This is a genomic window from Nocardia sichangensis (assembly GCF_047200615.1).
Taxonomy (GTDB): domain Bacteria; phylum Actinomycetota; class Actinomycetes; order Mycobacteriales; family Mycobacteriaceae; genus Nocardia; species Nocardia sichangensis.
This window is the reverse complement of sequence record NZ_JBJZOK010000001.1, coordinates 193,608-214,105: the sequence shown is the minus strand read 5'-3', so window position 1 is coordinate 214,105 and position 20,498 is coordinate 193,608. Positions and strand designations below refer to the sequence as shown.

Here is a 20,498-nt window from a genome sequence, read left to right as displayed (position 1 = left end):
GGATATCCGATCGATCCGTGCGTGTTGGTGCGGAGTTTATTGTGGTCGTACGGGCGCCGCGGCGTGTGAAACACCCCCGATTGGGAGGAGACGGCGGTGAGGCGCTGCCCGCGGCTGGACGAGGATGGGTACGACATGCGTGGTGACGGTGACGGTTGGTCGCGTGGCCCGGACGGATTGCGGCACTGGGGGCGCTTCGGCGCCGCCGGACTGCTGCTGCGCGCTCCGCTGGCCGATGGCGGTTCGGCGGTGCTGCTGCAACACCGCGCGCCGTGGAGTCATCAAGGCGGGACCTGGGCGTTGCCCGGCGGCGCGCGGGACAGTCACGAGACGCCCGTGCACGCGGCGGTCCGCGAGGCGTGGGAAGAGGCGGGCATCGATCCGGCCGACGTCCGGGTGCGCGGCGAGCGGGTGACAGCGTCGGCCCTGAGCGGCTGGACCTACACCACGGTCGTCGCCGACGCGGTGATGACGCTGCCGACCACCGGCAACCGCGAGAGCACCGAATTGGCCTGGGTTCCCGAGGACGACGTCGACGCCCGCCCGCTGCATCCCGGTTTCGCCGCGTCCTGGCCCACTCTGCGCGCCGCACCGGCGCGGGTGCTGCTCGCCGAACTCGGCGACGATCGAGCCGTCGCCGCCGCCCTGCCGCGCACGCTCGACCTCGCCGACCTCGGTTTCGTTTGGCTGCATTCGGATCCTGCCGGTCCGGGCGACTACGCCAGGATCGTCGACGAGCCGAGCGTGCAGGCCGCGGAGCCCGCGTCGAACGGGAACACGGCGGTGGAGACCGCGCTTTCGTTCACCCGCGGACAGGTGCTTTCCTGACCGCGGCGCTCACGCGTTCGCCAGTAGCGCCGTTTTCAGCTCACGCGCCGCGGCTTCCGGATCGCGTGCCTCGGTGATCGCGCGCACCACGACGACCCGCTTCGCCCCGGCTTCCAGCACCTGCGCCAGGTTCTCGGCGTTGATCCCGCCGATCGCGAACCAGGGCCGGGTGGGATGGGCGTCCGCGGTGGAGCGAACCAGTTCGGGGCCCGCCGCCTGCCTGCCGGGTTTGGTCGGGGTCGCCCAGATGGGGCCGGTGCAGAAGTAATCGATGTGCTCATCGATCGCGGCGAGCCCGGCCTGCGCGCGATTGTGCGTGGATCGTCCGATCACCACGTCGGGCCCGAGGATTCGGCGCGCGTACCAGGGCGGCAGGTCGCCTTGGCCGAGGTGCAGCACGTCGGCGGTGGCGGCGAGGGCGATGTCGGCGCGGTCGTTCACCGCGACCAGCCCGCCGTGCCTGCGCGCGGCGGCCTTCAGTTCGGCCAGCGCGCCGAGCTCGGCCCTGGCCTCCAGCGGGCCGAACTCGGCCTCGCCCGGTGATCCTTTGTCCCTGAGCTGGATGATGTCGACTCCGCCTGCGAACGCGGCCTCGGCGAACTTGGCCAGATCGCCCTTCTCCCGGCGAGCGTCGGTGCACAGGTACAGCCGCGCGTTCGTCAGACGCTCCCGCGGCGAGGCGGGTCGATTGGGGTGGGAGGGTTGCACGCCTTCGACCGTAGCCGCGCTACCGTGGGATGCGAAACAGGAGGCAGGTGGATCGGATGCGGACTCTGGCCGTCGTCGGTGGCGGCGCCGTGGGGCTCGCCGTGGCCTGGCGGGCCGCCGAGGCCGGTTGGTCGGCCACCCTGTTCGATCCGGCTGTCGCCACCGGGGCCTCCTGGGTGGCCGGGGGCATGCTCGCACCGCTGTCGGAAGGCTGGCCCGGCGAGGATCGGGTGCTCGAATTCGGCGCAGCGTCGCTGGCCCGCTGGCCGGAATTCGCCGCCCGGCTGGCGGACGCGACCGGCGTCTCGGTTTTCGTGGCGGACGAGACCATGACCGTCGCGCTGGACGCGGCCGACGTGGCCGACCTGCGCACCGTGGCCGATTGGGTCGGCGGACGCGGGCACGAGCTGCGCCTGCTGGACCGCGCTGGAGTGCGTGAGCGGGAACCCGGCCTGGCCAGGACGGTGCGCGCCGCGCTGCTCGCACCCGCAGAACCCGCGCTCGACAACCGCAAGCTGGTCGCCGCGCTGCGGCGAGCCGCCGAGGCGGCCGGCGTCGTGGTGCGCGCCGAGTCCGTAGACTCGCTGACGGAACTTCCGCACGACCAAGTCGTGCTCGCCGCGGGAGCCGCGTCGGCGGCATTGTGGCCGGAGCTGCCGGTTCGCCCGGTGAAGGGCGAGATCCTGCGCCTGCGGCAACGGCCCGGCGTCGCGCCCGCGCCGCGCCGGGTGATCCGAGCCAGAGTGCACGGGCGCGCGGTCTACCTGGTGCCGCGCGCCGACGGAATCGTCGTCGGCGCCACGCAGTACGAGGCGGGTTTCGACACCGCGGTCACCGTCGCCGGCGTCCGCGACCTGATCGCCGACGCGGAGGCGGTGTTCCCCGGCATCGGCGAATACGAACTGGCCGAAGCGAGCGCCGGTTCCCGGCCGGGCAGCCCGGACAACCTGCCGCTGATCGGCCGGCTCACCGACCGCATCGTCGCGGCCACCGGGCACGGCCGCAACGGCATGCTGACCCTGCCGCTCACGGTGGACGCGGTGGCGAGCCTGCTCGGCGGGGCAATGCTGCCCGAAGCGGAAGTAGCCGACCCGCAACGCTTTTCGACGACTGTAGGAGGAATTCGATGACGCTGTCATCCGTCCCCATCGGTGTCACGGTGAACGGCGACGAGCACGAGTTCGCCGAGCCGCTCACCGTGCGCGAGTTGCTGGAGCGCCTCGGACTGCCGTGCCGGGGTGTCGCGCTCGCGGTGGACGGAGCCGTGTTCCCCAAGTCGCGCTGGGACGAACCGGTCGGGCGCGGCTGGCAGATCGAGGTGCTGACGGCGGTTCAAGGTGGCTGAGGCTGCGACGGCATCCGCGCGGGCCGACGCCCCGCTGCGGATCGCGGACCGGGAGTTCGGTTCCCGCCTGATCATGGGCACCGGCGGCGCGGAGAACCTCGCCGTGCTGGAGGAAGCGCTGATCGCCTCCGGCACCGAGTTGACCACCGTGGCCATGCGGCGCATCGACGCCGCGGGCGGCACTGGTGTGCTCGACCTGCTGAAACGTCTGGACATCGCGCCGCTGCCGAACACGGCGGGCTGTCGCACCGCGGCCGAGGCGGTGCTCACCGCGCAGCTGGCGCGTGAGGCGCTTGACACCAACTGGGTGAAGCTCGAGGTGGTCGCCGACGAGCGCACCCTGCTGCCGGACCCCGTCGAACTGCTCACCGCCGCGGAACAACTCGTCGACGACGGCTTCGTCGTGTTGCCCTACACCAACGACGACCCGGTCCTGGCTCGCCGTCTGGAGGAGACGGGTTGCGTGGCGGTGATGCCGCTGGGCGCGCCCATCGGCACCGGCCTCGGCATCGGCAACCCGCACAACATCGAGATGATCGTCGCCGACGCGAAGGTGCCGGTCATCCTGGACGCGGGCATCGGCACCGCGAGCGACGCCGCCCTCGCCATGGAACTCGGCTGCTCCGCGGTGTTGCTGGCCACCGCCGTCACCAGGGCGAAACGCCCCGAGTTGATGGCCGCGGCGATGGCGGACGCGGTGCGCGCCGGATACACCGCGCGCTTGGCCGGGCGCATCCCGAAGCGCTTCTGGGCCCAGGCATCGTCCCCGGGGCTGTGAGCGTCGGGCTCGAGTCCAGAGGCTCGGGACGTCGATGACGGCTTTCGGAATCGCGTGCTCGGCCCTCACTCCGTCGGCGAACGATGGCGGCCCAGTCGCCCCCGGATCCAGCCGTTGACGGAAGCGGGTCTAGCAGGTGCCTGCCATCTCTCGGTGGGGCGAGGGCGCGCTGGGTTCGGGCCTCAGCCGTTGACGAAGGTGAGGTTCGTCGCGTCGTAGCGGTCGCCCGCCACTTGCTCCGGCGGGGCGGCGGCCTCGATGGCGGCGATGTCGTCGGCGGACAGCTCGATGGTCAGCGCTGCGAGGTTCTCCTCCAGGTACCGCTGCCGTCGGGTGCCGGGAATCGGCACCACGTCCTCGCCCCGGTGCTGCACCCAGGCCAACGCGAGCTGGCCCGCGGTGACACCTTTCGCCGCGGCCAGCTCGTTCAGCTCGGCGACGATCGCCAGGTTCCGTTCGAGGTTGCCGTCGGCGAAGCGAGGCTGGCTGCGCCGCACGTCGTTGTCCGCCAGGCCTTCCACCGAGTTGTACCGTCCGGTCAGGAATCCGCGCCCGAGCGGCGAGAAGGGGACCAGGCCGATGCCGAGTTCACGGCAGACCGGGAGAATCTCCGCCTCCAGATCGCGCGTCCACAATGACCACTCGCTCTGCAACGCGGCGATCGGGTGCACCGCGTGTGCGCGGCGAATGGTGTCCGCGCCCGCCTCCGACAGCCCGAGGTGCCGGACCTTCCCGGCCTGTACCAGTTCGGCCATCGCGCCGACGGTCTCCTCGATCGGCACCTGCGGGTCCACCCGGTGCAGGTAGTAGAGGTCGATGTGGTCGACGCCCAGCCTGCGCAGCGATGCGTCGCATGCCTGTCGCACGTAGGCCGCGTCGCCACGGATATGAGTGGGCTCGCCCAAACGGTTGGCGAAGCCGAATTTCGTGGCGAGCACCACCTCGTCTCGCCGCCCTGCGACGGCCCGCCCGATCAGCTCCTCGTTGTGCCCCGCGCCGTAGAAGTCAGCGGTGTCCAACAAGGTGACCCCCAAGTCGAGGGCATGGTGCAGCGTCGCGATCGACTGCTCGTCGTCCGCGGCGCCGTAGCCGTGACTCATACCCATGCACCCCAGGCCCTGCGCGGAAACCGTCAGCCCACCGAGCTGCCGGGTCGGAACCTCGTTCATGCTGCTACCTCCTGCACTCGAATTCGTCGGCCCCGACGCTAGGTGCTGGAGCGCGCTCCATGTCAACCATTCCCGCGAGTGGCACATGGTCGAAGGTCTTCTCGCACTTCGCCGCAACCATGTGCCACTCGCGGCGCCTCAGCGGCGCTCGTGGCGGGAGCGGGCGAGGTCGTAGGCGGTGCGGAGGAGGGTGCGGGTGGGCGCGGTGGTTCGGGGGCCGGGGTTGATGACTGCCAGCCAGGCGGCGGATGCGTAGACCGGGTGGGGGATCACCGTATCGGTTGCGCTCGGATTGTCGGGGGTGGATCGTTCGCGGGGAGTGTGGCCGGTCCAGTGGGTGAAGGCTTCTTTTCCGGCGGCGATGTTGACGCGGAACGCATCTGGGCGGTCCAAGTCCGAACTTTCGTCGGCGGGATAGTTCTTCGTCACGATCGTCGCGAAGGGCTGGGTCGCCTTCGGTATCACCCCGTCCGGTGAGTAGTAGAAGAAGGTATCGCCCCAGCTGATCTCCGGTGAGCCGTCGCCGGGGCCGGGGCTGAGGGTGAGGACTCCGTCGAGGGTGGAGACGAAGCCGATGATCTCGTCGATGGTCACGTATTCCAGCGTTTCATTAAGGTGCTTGTGGAGACTTCGAGCAGGAGACGCATGGCAAATAGCGTGACAAGTCGCAACTCCACGATGCGCACGGCCGATGTGGCGCTGCGGGTCGGGTACTCCGTGCAGCAGATCCGCAACCTCGAACGCGACGGTGTGCTGCCGACGGCGATACGCACTGCGACCGGCTACCGCAGGTACGGCGAGGTGCATGTGCGTTCCGCACTCGCCTATCGAGCGCTGGCGGCGGGCGTCGGCCCCGTCGAGGCCAAGCGCATCGTTCGCGCCGTCCACGAGGGACCGGTACCTCAGGTACTGGCTCTGCTCGACGCGGCACATGCCCGGCTGGACCGGGAACGCACCGATCTGGCACTCGCCAAGCGGGCGGCGGAGGTGATCTCCGCCGAGCCGATCGCCGACGCGCGCCCTTCGGATGCGATGAGCGTCGCCGAACTCGCTGCCGCGCTGGGCGTGCGCCCGTCGACACTGCGGCATTGGGACGCGGAGGGACTCGTCGTCCCGGATCGCGCGACCACGCAGCGCACGCGGCAGTACTCTCCCATCCAGGTCCGGGATGCCCGGATCGTCCATCAGCTCCGCAGAGCGGGATACCGCGTCGACACGCTGAAGACCTTGATGTCCGACCTGCCGCGCGGCCACCGATCCGATGACGTCGAGGCGGCGCTGGCGGCTCGGGACGCGAGCATCGCGGCTCGATCTCGCGCCCTGCTCGACGCGGCCGCCGCGCTCGCCGCCGTGTTCGCCCTCGCGGTGTAAACGCCTGTGATCCTGCCGCTCCGAACATCGGCGGCGCTGCGCGATCCGAGTGCGATCCCCGGTTACATCGCTCCGCTGCTGCACGTCGCCGAACTACTCGGCCGTTGAGACTTCGGCCTCGACCCTTAAGGGATCCTGTTTCCCGTCCTCATCCTCGAGGATGATCCAACTCGGCACTAATTACCGACGCGCGCGCCCGCGATTTGCGGAATGCTGGGCGGCATGATCGAGCTGAAAGGCCTCACCAAGCACTACGGGCAGACCGTAGCGGTGCAGGATCTGACCTTCACCGTTCGCCCCGGGCAGGTAACGGGGTTCCTCGGACCGAACGGCGCGGGTAAATCGACCACCATGCGCATGATCCTCGGCTTGGACAAGCCCACCGCGGGCACCGCCTTGATCAAAGGCAGGCCATACCACGAGCTGGACCATCCGCTGCGCACCGTCGGCGCGCTGCTGGACGCCAAGTGGGTGCATCCGAACCGGTCGGCGCGGGCTCATCTGGAGTGGATGGCCGCCTCCAACGACATCGCCAAGTCCCGGGTGGAGGAGGTGCTGCGGCTGGTCGGCCTGTCCGAGGTTGCGGGCAAGTCGGCGGGCGGCTTCTCGCTCGGCATGTCGCAGCGGCTCGGCCTGGCCGGCGCGCTGCTGGGCGACCCGGAGGTGCTGCTGTTCGACGAACCGGTGAACGGCCTCGATCCGGAGGGCATCCTGTGGATCCGCCGCTTCATGCAGCGGCTGGCCGCCGAGGGCCGCACGGTGCTGGTCTCCAGTCATCTGCTGTCGGAGATGGCGCAGACCGCCGAGCACCTGGTTGTGATCGGGCGCGGCAAGCTGATCTCGGATTCCACCACCCAGGAGTTCATCGAACGCGCCTCGGAGCAGACGGTCCGGGTGCGCAGCCCGCAGCTCGACCAGCTGCGCAGCGTGCTCACCTCCAACGGCATGACCGTCAGGGAGGACGGCGCGAGTGCCGACGGCCCCGCGCTCATGGTGGCGGGCGTCTCCAGTGACGCGGTGGGCAAGCTCGCGGGCGAGAACAGCATCACGCTGTTCGAGCTGGCCCCGCAGCGCGCGTCGCTGGAAGAGGCGTTCATGCGGATGACCGGCGGCGCGGTGGAGTACCACGGCGAAGGCTTCGATCAGGTGATGGGAGGTGCGCTCTGATGGGCGTGCTGGCAGCGGAACGAATCAAGCTCACCTCGACCAGGTCGCCCTGGTGGTGCTCGGCGATCGTCGTCGCCCTCGCGCTGGGCATGGCCGCCTTGCTCGCCTCGGTGGCGCGCGCGTCCTACGGCACGGAAGGCGCGATCGACCTGACGGTCTCCACCGCGGTGGCCGGGATCAGCGGTTTCGGCGTGATGGTCCTGATGATCATGGCTACCCTGACCGTGACCAGCGAATACCGCTTCGGCATCATCCGGACGACGTTCCAAGCGACGCCGCACCGGGCCAAGGTCATCCTGACCAAGGCCGGGCTGGTCAGCGTGTACGGCGCGCTGCTGACCATCGCCTTGGCGTTCGTCGCCTACGTGGTGGCGAAAGCGATCAGCGGGCCGGACGCGGGCGCGGCGCTCACGCTGTCCAGCGCGGCCGACTGGCGCGAGGTCTACTCCATCCCGATCTACGCGTTCCTGTGCGTCGTCCTCGCGGTCGGCGTCGGCGTGCTGGTGCGGCAATCCGCCGCCGCGATCTCGCTGATCGTGCTGTGGCCGCTGCTCATCGAGGGATTGCTCGGTGCGTTCGGCAGCTTCGGGCGCAATGTCACCCCGTTCCTGCCGTTCGCGAACGCGAACCATTTCATGAGCGCCTCCCCGTCCACGGCCAACTGGCACTGGGGACCCTGGGGCAGCCTGCTCTACTTCACCGTCTTCGTCGCGATCGTCTTCGGCGCGTCGCTGGTCGTGGTGAACCAGCGCGACGCTTGAGACGAGCTCCCTTGACGACCCGAGTCGCCTTCCCTCGCCACTCGGGTTGACGGTGCGCCGACCTTGTCGGGAGGTCCGGCGCTCCCCCCACCGCCCGTCACTGCCCGGCGGACGGTGCCCTGATCGGCCCGGTGCGAACCCTCGCGCCGGGCCGATCGTGCGTGTGAACATCGAGGAAACTATGCCCCTTGCCGGTTCCGAGACCCCTTCTCGCCCGAGTAGCCTCGGTGCAGCAACCAGCTCGTTATCCAATGTCGGGCCCGACGGTGTGCTCGCTGAGGTTCGCAGCGGAGGTGGCACATGGTGATGATCGGTAACCTGCCGACGTCGGATCGGCTGAGATACCCTCGGGGCGTGCATGAAACACCTTCCGGCGGCGCCGAGCCGGGGTCGGGGCCGGAGGCCGAGGGAGGGGTACCGCCCGAGGTGGTCATTCCGTTGGAGCCGTCCGATCCGGGCGATGCTCCCCGCCGTTCCGGCGGGTTACGGCGTGCCCAGATATCCGCGCTGGTGAACGCGGCGAATCAGCGGGCGGATCTGATCGGCGTGCTGCGCAAGGCGCGGCAGCAGCTGCCGGGTGATCCCGCTTTCGGCGACCCGCTGTCGGTTTCCGGGCCCGGCGGGGCGCGAGCGGTCGCGCGCGCGGCGGACAAACTGGTCGGCGACGCACCGAGCGCCGCGCGGGAGATCGGCTTCGGCGCCTTGCAGGTCTGGCAGGCCGCCCTGGAGCGGATGGGACGCGGTAAAGGTAGCCAAGAAGTAACTGTCATGTTCACCGATCTGGTGGCCTTCTCGCGCTGGTCGCTGTCGGCCGGTGACGAGGCCACCCTGGAACTGCTGCGCAAGGTGGCCAAGGCCATCGAGCCGCCGATCGCCGAGCGGGGCGGCCACGTGGTCAAGCGCATGGGCGACGGGGTCATGGCGGTGTTCCCCTCGGCCGACCGGGCGGTGCGCGCCGCCGTGACCGCCAAGCGCAACCTGGCCGACGTGCAGGTGCGCGGCTATACCCCGCAGATGCGGATCGGTTTGCACACCGGTTCCCCGCGTGAGATCGGGGGCGACTGGCTCGGGGTGGACGTCACCATCGCGGCCCGGGTCATGGAGGCGGGCGGCAACGGCAACACCATGCTGTCGGAGGCCACGCTCCAGGGGCTGCGGCCGGAGACGCTGGCGGAGCTGGGCTTGGCGGCCAAGCCGTATCGCCGCAGCTTCTTCGCGGCGCCACTCAACGGTGTCCCTGAGGACCTGCGAATCTTCCGGTTGTCGAGGGGCTGAGCGGCTGCCTCTCCGCTCGATCTATCCGAGCCACCAGGCCAGCGCGCCGCCCGCCGCGAGGGCGGCGCAGACGGCGAGCGCGATGGACAGCGGCCGGGCCGTCCTCCAGGTGGTGTAAACGCCGCCGAGCAGGAAGCCCGCCAGGGCGAACAGAACGATCACGGTGACGTCGCTGGACACGGTGCCATCTTGCTCCAGCCCACTCGGTCTCCCGGTGGCCGGGGCGGCGGGGCGGCAATTAACAAGCACGCATGCTTGCTTTTTTCTGGCCCCGGTGTGATGCTGGTCGCGGAACGCGGACTTCACGGGTGCGGCATGCGGCTCATCCTGACGGTTCGCCGTACAGGAGGCATTCCCGCTGATGAGTATGCTGGCCGCCGACCCGGACGTGCTCCGGATCGGCAACTGTTCCGGCTTCTACGGCGACCGGCTCGGCGCCATGCGCGAGATGCTGGAAGGGGGACAGCTCGACGTCCTCACCGGCGATTATCTCGCCGAACTCACCATGCTGATTCTCGGCCGGGACCGGATGAAGGACCCGGACCTCGGCTATGCCAAGACCTTCGTCAAGCAGATCGAGGACTGCCTCGGGCTGGCGCTCGAACGCAACGTGCGCATCGTGGCGAACGCGGGCGGCCTGAACCCGGCCGGTCTGGCGCAGCGTCTGCGCAAGGTTGCCGCCGACCTCGGACTGGAGGCCAAGATCGCGCACGTCGAGGGCGACGACCTCCTCGCGCGCGCCGGTGACCTCGGCTTCGGCGCGCCGCTGACCGCCAACGCCTACCTCGGCGCGTGGGGCATCGTCGAATGCCTGAACGCGGGCGCGGACATCGTGGTCACCGGCCGGGTCACCGACGCTTCGGTGATCGTCGGCCCCGCCGCCGCGCACTTCGGCTGGGGCCGAACGGATTACGACCGCCTGGCCGGCGCGGTTGTGGCCGGGCACGTCATCGAGTGCGGCACCCAGGCCACCGGCGGCAACTACGCCTTCTTCACCGAGCTCGCCGATCTGGGCAGGCCGGGTTTCCCGATCGCGGAGATCCGCGCCGACGGCGGCAGCGTCATCACCAAACACGCGGTCACCGGCGGCGCGGTCACCGTCGACACGGTCGAGGCCCAGCTCATGTACGAGATCCAGGGGGCGCGCTACGCCGGGCCCGACGTCACCTCCCGCCTGGACACCATCCGGCTCGACCAGGACGGCCCGGACCGGGTGCGGATCAGCGGCGTCACCGGTGAGGCCCCGCCGCCCCGGCTCAAGGTCTCGCTGAACACCATCGGCGGCTTCCGCAACGAGATGGAATTCGTGCTCACCGGTCTGGACATCGAAGCGAAAGCGGAACTGGCGCAACGGCAACTGGAGTCCTGGCTGCCGAGCCGACCGTCCGAGCTGACCTGGACCTTGGCCCGCCTGGACCGCCCGGACGCCGACACCGAGGAGCAGGCCAGCGCACTGCTGCGCTGCGTGGTGCGCGATCCGGACCCGAACAAGGTCGGGCGCGCGTTCTCCAACGTCGCGGTGGAGCTGGCGCTGGCCAGCTATCCGGGGTGCAGCTTCACCACCTTGCCGGGCAACGGTTCTCCTTACGGCGTGTTCACGCCCGGGTTCGTCGACGCCGCCGAAGTGCCGCACACGGCGGTGCTGCCCGACGGCGCCCGCGTCGAGATCGCCCCGGCGACGGAGACGGCCGAACTCGCCGCCGTCGACGAGCCGCCCGCTCCGGAACCGCTGCCCGCCGGGGAAACGCGCCGCGTGCCGCTGGGAACCGTCGCGCTGGCACGCAGCGGTGACAAAGGCGGTGACGCGAATATCGGTGTGTGGGTGCGCACCGACGAGCAATGGCGCTGGCTGGTGCACACGCTCACCGTGGAGCGCATCAAAGAACTACTCCCGGAAGCGGCTTCGCTGACCGTCACCCGGCATGTGCTGCCCAATCTGCGGGCGCTGAACTTCATCATCGAAGGCCTGCTCGGCCAGGGCGTGGCCTATCAGGCCCGCTTCGACCCGCAGGCCAAGGGACTCGGCGAATGGCTGCGGTCTCGTCACCTCGACATTCCAGTGGAGCTTTTCGCATGACCGGTCAGGCCCGGAGGCGGCAGCTCGCGTCACCACGCAGGGCCCCCGGCCATGCGAGAAAGGACACCGCATGACGAAACTCTGGGAAACGCCGGAACGACGCGAATTGCGATCCACGGTGCGCGGATTCGTGGAACGCGAGATCCTGCCGTACCTGGACGGCTGGGAGCGCGCCGGTGAGATCCCGCGCGAGCTGCACAAGAAGGCGGGCGCGCTCGGCCTGCTCGGCGTGCAGTTCCCGGAATCCGCGGGTGGTTCCGGCGGCGACGGCGTTGACGCGATGATCGTCTGCGAGGAGATGCACCAGGCCGGTGCGTCCGGCGGGTTGTTCGCCTCCCTGTTCACCTGCGGCATCTCCGTGCCGCACATCATCGCCTCGGACAACGCCGACCAGATCGAGCGCTGGGTGAAGCCGACGCTGGCGGGCGAGAAGATCGGATCGCTCGCGATCACCGAGCCCGGCGGCGGCTCCGACGTCGGGCACCTCACCACCACCGCGCGCCGCGACGGCGACCACTACATCATCAACGGCGCCAAGACCTACATCACCTCCGGCGTCCGCGCCGACTTCGTGGTCACCGCGGTGCGCACCGGCGGGCCTGGCTCCGGCGGCATCTCGCTGCTCATCGTCGACAAGGACACGCCGGGCTTCACGGTCAGCCGCAAGCTGGACAAGATGGGCTGGCTGGCCTCCGACACCGCCGAACTGTCCTACGTCGACGTCCGGGTGCCGGTGGAGAACCTGGTCGGCCCGGAGAACTCCGGCTTCTACCAGATCGCGGGCGCGTTCGTCAGCGAGCGCGTCGGGCTGGCGGTGCAGGCGTATTCCAGCGCGCAGCGTTGCCTGGAACTGACGCTGGAGTGGGTGCGCAATCGCGAGACCTTCGGCCGCCCGCTGATCAGCAGGCAGGCGGTGCAGAACACGGTCACCGAGATGGCGCGTCGGATCGATGTGGCCCGCGTCTACACCCGGGATGTGGTGCAGCGCAGCGCCGAAGGCGAGACCGACCTGATCGCCGAGGTGTGTTTCGCGAAGAACACCGCGGTGGAAGCGGGCGAGTGGGTGGCCAACCAGGCCGTCCAGTTGTTCGGCGGCCTCGGTTATATGCGCGAATCCGAGATCGAGCGCCAGTATCGGGATATGCGCATCCTCGGGATCGGCGGCGGCACTACCGAAATACTGACCGGACTGGCGGCGAAGCGATTGGGGTACCAGTCATGACCATTCTGCGCAGCACCTTGGACACCGCCGCGCCCGAGTACGAGGCGGCCGCGGAGGCGATGACGGCCAAGCTCGCCGAGGTCGACGCGGAGTTCGCCAAGGCCATCGCGGGCGGTGGGCCGGACAAACTGGCGCGGCATCGCAAGCGCGGCAAGCTGACCGCGCGCGAGCGCATCGAACTGCTCGTCGACGAGGACTCGCCGTTCCTGGAGTTGTGCCCGCTGGCGGGCTGGGGCAGCGAATTCCACGTCGGCGGCAGCACCATCGCGGGCATCGGCATCGTGGAGGGTGTCGAGTGCATGATCGTCGCGCCCGATCCGACCGTGCGCGGCGGCACCTCGAACCCGTGGACGCTGCGCAAGACGTTGCGGATCAACGACATCGTGCGGGAGAACCGGCTGCCGGTGATCTCGCTGGTGGAATCCGGCGGCGCGGACCTGCCGACGCAGAAGGAGGTCTTCGTCCCCGGCGGCCGGATGTTCCGCGACCTCACCCAGGCGTCGGCGGCGGGCATCCCGACCATCGCGCTGGTGTTCGGCAACTCCACCGCGGGCGGCGCGTACATCCCCGGTATGTCCGATCACGTGGTGATGATCAAGGAGCGCTCGAAGGTGTTCCTCGGCGGTCCGCCGCTGGTCAAGATGGCCACCGGTGAGGAATCCGACGACGAATCCCTAGGCGGCGCGGACATGCACGCGCGGATCTCCGGCCTGGCGGATTACTACGCCGTGGACGAGCAGGACGCGATCCGCATCGGCCGCTCCATCGTCAAGCGGCTGAACTGGCGCAAGCAGGGGCCCGCCCCGCGCGCCGAGGTGATCGAACCGCTCTACGACCCGGAGGATCTGCTCGGCATCGTGCCGTCGGATCTGAAGATCCCGTTCGATCCGCGCGAGGTGATCGCCCGCATCGTGGACGGCTCGGATTTCGACGAGTTCAAGCCGCTCTACGGCAGCAGCCTGGTCACCGGATGGGCCGAGCTGCACGGTTACCCGGTCGGCATCCTGGCCAACGCGCGCGGTGTGCTGTTCTCCGAGGAATCGCAGAAGGCCACCCAGTTCATCCAGCTGGCCAACAAGTCGAACACCCCGCTGCTGTTCCTGCACAACACCACCGGCTACATGGTCGGCAAGGAGTACGAGCAGAAGGGCATCATCAAGCACGGCGCGATGATGATCAACGCGGTCTCCAATTCGAAGGTGCCGCACATCTCGGTGCTGATGGGCGCGTCCTACGGCGCGGGCCACTACGGCATGTGCGGCCGGGCCTATGACCCGCGCTTCGTTTTCGCCTGGCCCAGTGCGAAATCCGCCGTCATGGGCGGTGCGCAGCTGGCGGGCGTCATCTCGATCGTCGGCCGGGCCGCCGCCGAGGCGAAGGGCCTGCCGTTCGACGAGGAGGCCGACGCCGGGATGCGCGCCATGGTGGAGGCGCAGATCGAGGCCGAATCGCTGGCGATGTTCATGTCCGGGCGGCTCTACGACGACGGCGTCATCGACCCGCGCGACACCCGCACCGTGTTGGGAATGTCCCTGTCGGCCATTCACAACGCCCCGATCAAAGGCGCCGACGGCTTCGGCGTCTTCCGAATGTGAGGCCGACGATGACTGCATCGCAGAGCGATTCGATGAAGGGCGGCGGCCGGGTGACGGGTGGGCTCACGAATGTCCTTGTCGCCAACCGTGGCGAAATCGCCCGCCGGGTCTTCGCGACCTGCCGCAGGATGGGTCTCGGCACCGTCGCGGTGTACTCCGACGCGGATGCCGCCGCGCCGCATGTCACCGAGGCGGACGCCGCGGTGCGCCTGCCCGGCAACACGCCCGCGGAGACCTATCTGCGCGGTGAGCTGATCATCGAGGCCGCGGTCGCCGCTGGCGCCGATGCCATCCATCCTGGATACGGATTCCTCTCCGAGAACGCCGAATTCGCCAAGGCCGTGCTCGACGCCGGGCTGGTCTGGATCGGGCCGCCTGTCGAGGCGATCGAGCAGATGGGCTCGAAGGTCGCCGCGAAGAAGATGATGGACGCCGCGGGCGTGCCGGTGCTCGCCGAACTGGACCCGGCCGAGGTCACCGAGGCGCACCTGCCGGTGCTGATCAAGGCGTCCGCCGGTGGCGGCGGGCGCGGCATGCGCGTGGTTCGCGAGCTGGCCGACCTGACTTCGCAGATCGAGGCCGCCCGGCGCGAGGCGGAATCCGCCTTCGGCGATCCGACGGTCTTCTGCGAGCGCTACCTCGAGACCGGCAGGCACATCGAAGTCCAGGTGATGGCTGACACGCACGGCACCATCTGGGCGGTCGGCGAGCGTGAGTGCTCGATCCAGCGCCGCCACCAGAAGGTGATCGAGGAGGCTCCGTCGCCGCTGGTGGAGCGCACCGAGGGCATGCGGGCGCGGCTGTTCGAGGCGGCGCGGCTGGCGGCGGGCGCGATCGGCTACACCGGCGCGGGCACCGTCGAGTTCCTCGCCGACGAGCAGGGCGAGTTCTTCTTCCTGGAGATGAACACCCGCCTGCAAGTGGAGCATCCGGTCACCGAGTGCACCACCGGGCTGGATCTGGTGCGCCTGCAACTGGACGTCGCCGCGGGCGGCGTGTTGCCCGCAGAACCGCCTGCCATGCACGGGCATTCGATCGAGGTCCGGCTCTACGCCGAAGATCCGGCGCACGACTGGCAGCCGCAGAGCGGCACCGTGCACCGGATCGATATCCCGTCGGTGCTCATCGAGTTCGCCCTGCTGGACCGCCCGGGCGTGCGGCTCGACACAGGCGTGGTGGACGGCTCGGTGGTCGGCGTGCACTACGACCCGATGTTGGCCAAAGTCATCTCCTACGCCGAAACGCGCGGCGAGGCAGCACGATTGCTGGCTTCGGCGCTCCACCGCGCGAAGATCCACGGCCTGGTCACCAACCGCGACCTGCTGGTGCGCGTGCTGCGTCATCCGGCGTTCCTGGCGGGTGACACCGACACCGCGTTCTTCACGACGCATGGGCTGGCCGCCCTGGCCGCGCCGCTGGCGTCGGAGTCCGACGAGGCGCTGTCCATCGTGGCCGCCGCGCTCGCCGACGCCGCCGCCAACCGGGGCAGCGCGCGGGTGGGCGGCGGGCTGCCCAGCGGGTGGCGCAATCTCCCCTCGCAGTCACAGCGCAAGTCCTACGAAAGCCGCGCTACCGGAACGCACGAGGTGGGTTACCGGTTCGGCCGGACCGCCGTCACCGTGGACGGTCACGACGGTCTCGCTCTCGTCGAGTCGGCTCCCGATCGCGTCGTGCTGTCGGTTCCGGGTGAGCGCGGCCCGGTGCGTAGGCAGTTCGAGATCGCCCGCTACGGCGACCAGGTCTACGTCGACTCGCCGCTCGGCCCGGTGGCTCTGCGCAGGCTGCCGCGTTTCAGCGATCCGGCCGACCAGGTGGCCATCGGTTCTCTGCTCGCGCCCATGCCGGGCAGCGTGATCCGGCTCGGCGCGGAGGTCGGCAACCACGTCGAACAGGGCCAGCCGATCCTGTGGCTGGAGGCGATGAAGATGGAGCACACCATCGCCGCGCCCGCCGCGGGCGTGCTCAGCGCCGTCAACGTCACCGTCGGCCAGCAGGTCGACGTCGGCGCCGTGCTCGCGGTCGTCGAACCCGTAGAAACTCAGGAGAGCTGATGACGTTCATCGAAACCGACGAGCAGAAGGCGCTGCGGGCCGCCGTCGCCGCGCTGGCCACGAAGTACAACTACCGCGACTACGTGCTGCCGAAGGCGCGCAAGAGCGAGCCGCTGGACGAATTGTGGCAGGAGGCGGGCAAACTCGGGTTCCTCGGCGTGAACCTGCCGGAGGAATACGGTGGCGGCGGCGCGGGCATGTACGAGCTGTCGCTGGTGATGGAGGAGCTGTCCGCGCAGGGCGCGGGCCTGCTGCTGATGGTGGTGTCCCCGGCCATCTGCGGCACCATCATCACCAAGTACGGCACCGACGAGCAGAAGCAGGAATGGCTGCCCAAACTCGCCGACGGCTCCGGAAAGATGGTGTTCGGCATCACCGAGCCGGACGCGGGCTCCAACTCCCACCAGATCACCACCACCGCGCGCCGCGACGGTGACGACTGGATTCTCAACGGCCGCAAGATTTTCATCTCCGGCGTTGACCAGGCCGAGGCCGTGCTGATCGTGGCCCGCACCTCCGACCACAAGACCGGCAAGCTCAAGCCCGCCCTGTTCATCGTGCCGACCGACGCCGAAGGCTTCACCAAGACGGCGCAGGAGATGGACATCATCGAGCCCGATCACCAGTACAACCTGTTCCTCGACGACGTCCGGCTGCCGTCCACCGCGCTGGTCGGCAAGGAGGACGCGGCGTTGATGCAGTTGTTCGCGGGCCTGAACCCGGAGCGGATCATGGGCGCCGCGATGGCCGTCGGCATGGGTCGCTACGCCATCGAACGCGCGGTGGAATACGCCAAGGAGCGCACGGTGTGGAAGACGCCGATCGGTGCGCACCAGGGCATCTCGCATCCGCTGGCGCAGGTGAAGGTCGAAGTGGAGCTGGCGAAGCTGATGATGCAGAAGGCCGCGACCCTCTACGACGCGGGCGACGAGATGGGCGCCGCCGAGGCCGCCAACATGGCGAAATACGCGGCGGCGGAAGCCAGCATCAAGGCGCTCGACCAGGCCGTCCAGACCCACGGCGGCTCCGGCCTGACCAAGGACGTCGGACTGGCCGCCATGCTCGCCGCCGCTCGCATCGGCCGCATCGCGCCGGTGAGCCGGGAAATGGTCTTGAACTTCGTCGCCCAGTACTCGCTGGGCCTGCCGAAGTCGTACTGAGAGGTCGCGCATGACCGAGACGGCTCCGTTCGTCCGCTACGAGGTGAGCGGCGGCGTGGCGACGCTCACCTTCGACTCGCCGCACAACCGCAACGCCCTGTCGTCCAAGCTGGTCGCCGAGCTGCTGCGCGGACTCGACGACGCCGCCGACGACGAGAAGGTGCGCGTCGTCGTGCTCGCGCACACCGGCAACACGTTCTGCGCTGGCGCCGATCTGAGCGAGGCGAGCGACGCCGATCCGGCCGTGGCCGCCGACGAGCGCACCCGGGTCATGATCGGCGTGCTGCGCAGGCTGGTGGAGATCCCGAAGCCGGTGATCGCGCGGATCGACGGCAACGTGCGGGCGGGCGGCATGGGCATCGTGGCCGGTTGCGACATCGTCGTGGCCGGACCGGGCAGCAGTTTCGCGCTCACCGAGGTGCGGATCGGGCTGGCGCCGTTCATGATCTCGCTGACCCTGCTGCCCAGGCTCGATCCGCGCGCGGCCAGCCGGTACTACCTCACCGGCGAGAAGTTCGACGCCGCCGTCGCCGAGCAGATCGGCCTGGTCACGGTGACCGCCGACGACCCGGCCGCCGAGGTGGCGCGGCTGTGCGGGGAAGTGCGCAAGGGCTCCCCGCAGGGGCTGGCCGAGGCCAAGCGGTTGGTCAACGCGGGCATCCTCGCGGAGTTCGACGCCTCCGCCGAGGAGCTCGCGCGGCGTTCGGCGAGCTTCTTCGGCACCCCCGAAGTGCACGAGGGCATGCTGGCCTTTTTGCAGCGCCGCCCGCCGAGCTGGGCAGAATAACGACCATGGCGACACCCCACGAACCCAAGCAGGACCGCAGCCGAGCCACCCGGCAGCGCCTGCTCGAGGCGACCATCGACTGTCTGGCCGAGATGGGCTGGGCGGCCGCGACGGTCGCGGTCGTCGCCGAACGGGCCGGGGTGTCGCGTGGCGCGGCGCAGCATCACTTTCCCACCAGGGAGGATCTGATCACCGCCGCGCTGGAGTTCATGTTCGACACGCGCAGCGGGCAGGCGGTGCAAGAGGCGTCGTCGCTGGGGGAGCTGGGCGACGGCGTCGGCCGTACGGAGGCGGTGGTGGCGGGGCTGGTCGAGTCGTACACCAGTCCGCTGTTCAAAGCCGCGTTGCAGGTGTGGACGCACGCCGCCGCCGACCCGGTGCTGCGCGAACGCATCGTCCCGCTGGAAGCCCGCTTCGGCCGCGCGTCGCATCGTCGCGCGATCGAGGCTCTCGGCGTGGACGACTCCGATCCGGTCACCCATCACCTGGTCCAGGCGACCTTGGACATGGCCCGCGGCCTGGGGTTGGCCGACGTCCTCACCGACGACTCGGCCCGCCGCAAGCGCATAGTCGAGCAATGGGCGGCCACGCTACACGCCGCTTTGCACGCTCCTCGCTGATCGGGAGTCCGCGATCGGCGGTCTCGGCGCACTCAGCAGCAGGACTATCGCGGCGACCATGGCGGCGAGAGTGAGCAGAGCGTAGGAGTTGCCGACCAGGAATTGCACGACGGTCCAGTGGAATTCTCGGCCGTTGGTCTGGGGTACGAACCAGATCAGGCCTTGCGGAAGCAGCGGCAGCGTCTGATCCCATGTTCCGATCGAGTCGACTTGCATCGGCCACGCGAAGGCGAACAACGCGATCGCGCCGGGCACGGTGATGCCGGCTGTCCACGATCGGCGGGACAGTGCGTGCACGGCCCAGACGAGCGCGGGCACCGCCCACACCCAGTAGTGGGTCCAGGAGATCGGTGAGCACAGCAGCGTTACACCGGCGGCGAGCAGGGCGCCGAGCATCTCGTCTCCCCGCTGGTAGGCGATTCGCGCCGCGGCCAACCCGGCCAGCCCGAGCCCGCCGGCGCCGAAGAGCCACACCACGTGGCTGTCCCACGTGGTCCATTGCAGGCGGCCGAGCACACCGTTGAGCGACTGATTCTGCACGTATGCGAAGCCGATCCGGTTCTGCGACGCCACGGTCGAGGTCCAGAACTGGATCGCCTCGGTCGGCCGATACCAGAGACCGACCGCGACCGTGGCCGCGAACGCGCCCATCGCGACGGCGGCGGCCTTGAATTGGCGGGTGATCACCAGATAGACGACGAACACCGCGGGCGTCAGTTTGATGCCGGTGGCGATACCGATGAGGATGCCGCGACTCCGGCGGTGTTTCGGCATGGCGAGGTCGCCAAGGACCATCGCCATCAGGATCATGCTGATCTGCCCGAAGCGGAAGGTCTGCTGCACCGGCTCGAGCCAGAGCGCGGCGCTGCCCACGGCAAGCGTCATCGCCAGCATGCCGAGCCCACGCCGATACCGCATCAGTACAGCGGTGCACCACACGCTGACATACAGGGAGATCAGCGTCGTGACCACGATGCCGGTGCCGATGTAGTTGATCGGGAACCGCGCCAATTCGGCGCAGATCCACGCGGCGAAGACGGGATAGAGAAACGGCAGGAACATCGGGCCGCGGGCGGCGTACAACTGGCCCGGGTGCAGGGCGGCGGCCTTGCCGCCCCACATGTAGACCTGCAGATCTATTTGGTGCCAGTACATTTCCCAGTTCGGCCGCAAGAACAGCAGCCAGGCCGCCAGGGAGATCGCGGTGAACACGATGGCCGCGCCCAGGGCGAGCGCGGCTCGTGGCGGTCGGCTACGCGCGGTCGATAGTTCCGTCGCCTGCGCGACAACGACAGTTGTCGCCGGTGCGACAGTTGCCATGAACTTTCCTTCATCAGATGACGATCGATCGGCGGAACCGGTGCCGGACAACATGATCGGCGCGGTCCCGAGGGCAACGCTGAAACCGTGAGCTCGTCTAACGATACGGCTACTACGAAAGTAGTATTACCATTGGGAAATGTAACGTGTGTCACTTTTGGCCTCCCTGTGCGGGAAGCGATGCTTACCGGGTCCCGATGTCCCGGTGCATGTGATCGCGTGGATCGGTAGGGGCGCGATAGACAACTCGCGCCCCTGATGTTC

The 20,498-nt window shown here is 69.3% G+C and carries 20 protein-coding genes; 15 read left to right on the top strand and 5 right to left on the bottom strand.

The window, feature by feature from the left end; translation table 11 throughout:
• Positions 1–135: 135 nt before the first annotated feature.
• Positions 136–828, top strand: a complete 693-nt coding sequence (locus ACL03I_RS01130; RefSeq protein ID WP_355072117.1) for an NUDIX hydrolase — start codon at positions 136–138, stop codon at positions 826–828.
• A gap of 9 nt (positions 829–837) precedes the next feature.
• Here ACL03I_RS01130 and thiE read toward each other — a convergent pair whose 3' ends face one another.
• Complete coding sequence (thiE, locus tag ACL03I_RS01125) at positions 838–1,536, bottom strand: thiamine phosphate synthase (protein WP_355071580.1); 699 nt, start codon at positions 1,534–1,536, stop codon at positions 838–840.
• A 56-nt stretch (positions 1,537–1,592) separates the two neighbouring features.
• On the opposite strand from thiE, the gene thiO reads away from it, so the two are divergent.
• The 3 genes from thiO to thiG are packed head-to-tail and all read left to right on the top strand — an operon-like array spanning position 1,593 to position 3,659.
• On the top strand, positions 1,593–2,666 hold the full coding sequence (thiO, locus tag ACL03I_RS01120) for a glycine oxidase ThiO (protein WP_412804916.1): 1,074 nt from the start codon (positions 1,593–1,595) through the stop codon (positions 2,664–2,666).
• On the top strand, positions 2,663–2,881 hold the full coding sequence (gene thiS, locus ACL03I_RS01115; protein ID WP_355071584.1) for a sulfur carrier protein ThiS: 219 nt from the start codon (positions 2,663–2,665) through the stop codon (positions 2,879–2,881). The genes thiO and thiS overlap by 4 nt, the downstream gene beginning before the upstream one ends.
• Entirely contained in the window at positions 2,874–3,659 is a 786-nt protein-coding gene (gene thiG / locus ACL03I_RS01110; protein ID WP_355071586.1) for a thiazole synthase, read from the top strand. The genes thiS and thiG overlap by 8 nt, the downstream gene beginning before the upstream one ends.
• 182 nt (positions 3,660–3,841) lie before the next feature.
• On the opposite strand, the gene ACL03I_RS01105 is transcribed toward thiG, so the two are convergent.
• Complete coding sequence (locus tag ACL03I_RS01105; RefSeq protein ID WP_412804915.1) at positions 3,842–4,828, bottom strand: aldo/keto reductase; 987 nt, start codon at positions 4,826–4,828, stop codon at positions 3,842–3,844.
• 138 nt (positions 4,829–4,966) lie between these two features.
• The gene (locus ACL03I_RS01100) at positions 4,967–5,422 is read right to left on the bottom strand and encodes a DUF6194 family protein (protein WP_412804914.1); all 456 of its coding nucleotides are present in this window, start codon (positions 5,420–5,422) and stop codon (positions 4,967–4,969) included.
• Positions 5,423–5,506: 84 nt separating this feature from the next.
• Between ACL03I_RS01100 and ACL03I_RS01095 the strand changes: the two genes are divergently transcribed.
• The 4 genes from ACL03I_RS01095 (at position 5,507) to ACL03I_RS01080 (ending at position 9,402) form a co-directional block, all read left to right on the top strand.
• Positions 5,507–6,199, top strand: a complete 693-nt coding sequence (locus ACL03I_RS01095) for a MerR family transcriptional regulator (RefSeq protein WP_355072119.1) — start codon at positions 5,507–5,509, stop codon at positions 6,197–6,199.
• Positions 6,200–6,421: 222 nt separating this feature from the next.
• Positions 6,422–7,366, top strand: a complete 945-nt coding sequence (locus ACL03I_RS01090; protein ID WP_364424617.1) for an ABC transporter ATP-binding protein — start codon at positions 6,422–6,424, stop codon at positions 7,364–7,366.
• Positions 7,366–8,127, top strand: a complete 762-nt coding sequence (locus ACL03I_RS01085) for an ABC transporter permease (protein ID WP_355071593.1) — start codon at positions 7,366–7,368, stop codon at positions 8,125–8,127. The genes ACL03I_RS01090 and ACL03I_RS01085 overlap by 1 nt, the downstream gene beginning before the upstream one ends.
• A 354-nt stretch (positions 8,128–8,481) precedes the next feature.
• Complete coding sequence (locus ACL03I_RS01080) at positions 8,482–9,402, top strand: adenylate/guanylate cyclase domain-containing protein (protein ID WP_397279509.1); 921 nt, start codon at positions 8,482–8,484, stop codon at positions 9,400–9,402.
• A 21-nt stretch (positions 9,403–9,423) separates the two neighbouring features.
• Here the strand turns inward: ACL03I_RS01080 and ACL03I_RS01075 are convergent, their stop codons facing one another.
• Positions 9,424–9,582: a hypothetical protein gene (locus ACL03I_RS01075; RefSeq protein ID WP_356962800.1), complete on the bottom strand. Its 159-nt coding sequence runs from the start codon at positions 9,580–9,582 to the stop codon at positions 9,424–9,426.
• A gap of 181 nt (positions 9,583–9,763) precedes the next feature.
• On the opposite strand from ACL03I_RS01075, the gene ACL03I_RS01070 reads away from it, so the two are divergent.
• The 7 genes from ACL03I_RS01070 (at position 9,764) to ACL03I_RS01040 (ending at position 18,914) form a co-directional block, all read left to right on the top strand.
• Positions 9,764–11,479: an acyclic terpene utilization AtuA family protein gene (locus tag ACL03I_RS01070; protein WP_412804913.1), complete on the top strand. Its 1,716-nt coding sequence runs from the start codon at positions 9,764–9,766 to the stop codon at positions 11,477–11,479.
• Positions 11,480–11,549: 70 nt separating this feature from the next.
• The gene (locus tag ACL03I_RS01065) at positions 11,550–12,701 is read left to right on the top strand and encodes an acyl-CoA dehydrogenase family protein (RefSeq protein ID WP_412804912.1); all 1,152 of its coding nucleotides are present in this window, start codon (positions 11,550–11,552) and stop codon (positions 12,699–12,701) included.
• Positions 12,698–14,296 (top strand): acyl-CoA carboxylase subunit beta, encoded by a 1,599-nt coding sequence (locus ACL03I_RS01060; RefSeq protein ID WP_355071600.1) that lies wholly within the window; start codon positions 12,698–12,700, stop codon positions 14,294–14,296. Before ACL03I_RS01065 ends, ACL03I_RS01060 begins: the two co-directional genes overlap by 4 nt.
• Before the next feature lie 8 nt (positions 14,297–14,304).
• Positions 14,305–16,347, top strand: coding sequence for an acetyl/propionyl/methylcrotonyl-CoA carboxylase subunit alpha (locus ACL03I_RS01055; protein WP_412804911.1), 2,043 nt, complete (start codon positions 14,305–14,307; stop codon positions 16,345–16,347).
• Entirely contained in the window at positions 16,347–17,507 is a 1,161-nt protein-coding gene (locus ACL03I_RS01050; RefSeq protein WP_397279516.1) for an acyl-CoA dehydrogenase family protein, read from the top strand. Before ACL03I_RS01055 ends, ACL03I_RS01050 begins: the two co-directional genes overlap by 1 nt.
• Positions 17,508–17,517: 10 nt before the next feature.
• Positions 17,518–18,294, top strand: coding sequence for an enoyl-CoA hydratase family protein (locus tag ACL03I_RS01045; RefSeq protein ID WP_355071604.1), 777 nt, complete (start codon positions 17,518–17,520; stop codon positions 18,292–18,294).
• Between the two features lie 5 nt (positions 18,295–18,299).
• Positions 18,300–18,914, top strand: coding sequence for a TetR/AcrR family transcriptional regulator (locus ACL03I_RS01040; protein WP_355071605.1), 615 nt, complete (start codon positions 18,300–18,302; stop codon positions 18,912–18,914).
• Here ACL03I_RS01040 and ACL03I_RS01035 read toward each other — a convergent pair.
• On the bottom strand, positions 18,885–20,234 hold the full coding sequence (locus ACL03I_RS01035) for a glycosyltransferase 87 family protein (protein WP_412804910.1): 1,350 nt from the start codon (positions 20,232–20,234) through the stop codon (positions 18,885–18,887). The genes ACL03I_RS01040 and ACL03I_RS01035 overlap by 30 nt on opposite strands.
• Between the last annotated feature and the right edge of the window lie 264 nt (positions 20,235–20,498).

Excerpts from the sequence above, each read along its gene's own strand:
- ACL03I_RS01130 (WP_355072117.1), top strand. The coding sequence starts at position 136 with ATGCGTGGTGACGGTGACGGTTGGTCGCGTGGCCCGGACGGATTGCGG.
- thiO (WP_412804916.1), top strand. The coding sequence starts at position 1,593 with ATGCGGACTCTGGCCGTCGTCGGTGGCGGCGCCGTGGGGCTCGCCGTG.
- thiS (WP_355071584.1), top strand. The coding sequence starts at position 2,663 with ATGACGCTGTCATCCGTCCCCATCGGTGTCACGGTGAACGGCGACGAG.
- ACL03I_RS01105 (WP_412804915.1), bottom strand. The coding sequence starts at position 4,828 with ATGAACGAGGTTCCGACCCGGCAGCTCGGTGGGCTGACGGTTTCCGCG.
- ACL03I_RS01095 (WP_355072119.1), top strand. The coding sequence starts at position 5,507 with ATGCGCACGGCCGATGTGGCGCTGCGGGTCGGGTACTCCGTGCAGCAG.
- ACL03I_RS01090 (WP_364424617.1), top strand. The coding sequence starts at position 6,422 with ATGATCGAGCTGAAAGGCCTCACCAAGCACTACGGGCAGACCGTAGCG.
- ACL03I_RS01085 (WP_355071593.1), top strand. The coding sequence starts at position 7,366 with ATGGGCGTGCTGGCAGCGGAACGAATCAAGCTCACCTCGACCAGGTCG.
- ACL03I_RS01070 (WP_412804913.1), top strand. The coding sequence starts at position 9,764 with ATGAGTATGCTGGCCGCCGACCCGGACGTGCTCCGGATCGGCAACTGT.
- ACL03I_RS01065 (WP_412804912.1), top strand. The coding sequence starts at position 11,550 with ATGACGAAACTCTGGGAAACGCCGGAACGACGCGAATTGCGATCCACG.
- ACL03I_RS01060 (WP_355071600.1), top strand. The coding sequence starts at position 12,698 with ATGACCATTCTGCGCAGCACCTTGGACACCGCCGCGCCCGAGTACGAG.
- ACL03I_RS01055 (WP_412804911.1), top strand. The coding sequence starts at position 14,305 with ATGACTGCATCGCAGAGCGATTCGATGAAGGGCGGCGGCCGGGTGACG.
- ACL03I_RS01050 (WP_397279516.1), top strand. The coding sequence starts at position 16,347 with ATGACGTTCATCGAAACCGACGAGCAGAAGGCGCTGCGGGCCGCCGTC.
- ACL03I_RS01045 (WP_355071604.1), top strand. The coding sequence starts at position 17,518 with ATGACCGAGACGGCTCCGTTCGTCCGCTACGAGGTGAGCGGCGGCGTG.
- ACL03I_RS01040 (WP_355071605.1), top strand. The coding sequence starts at position 18,300 with ATGGCGACACCCCACGAACCCAAGCAGGACCGCAGCCGAGCCACCCGG.
- ACL03I_RS01035 (WP_412804910.1), bottom strand. The coding sequence starts at position 20,234 with ATGGCAACTGTCGCACCGGCGACAACTGTCGTTGTCGCGCAGGCGACG.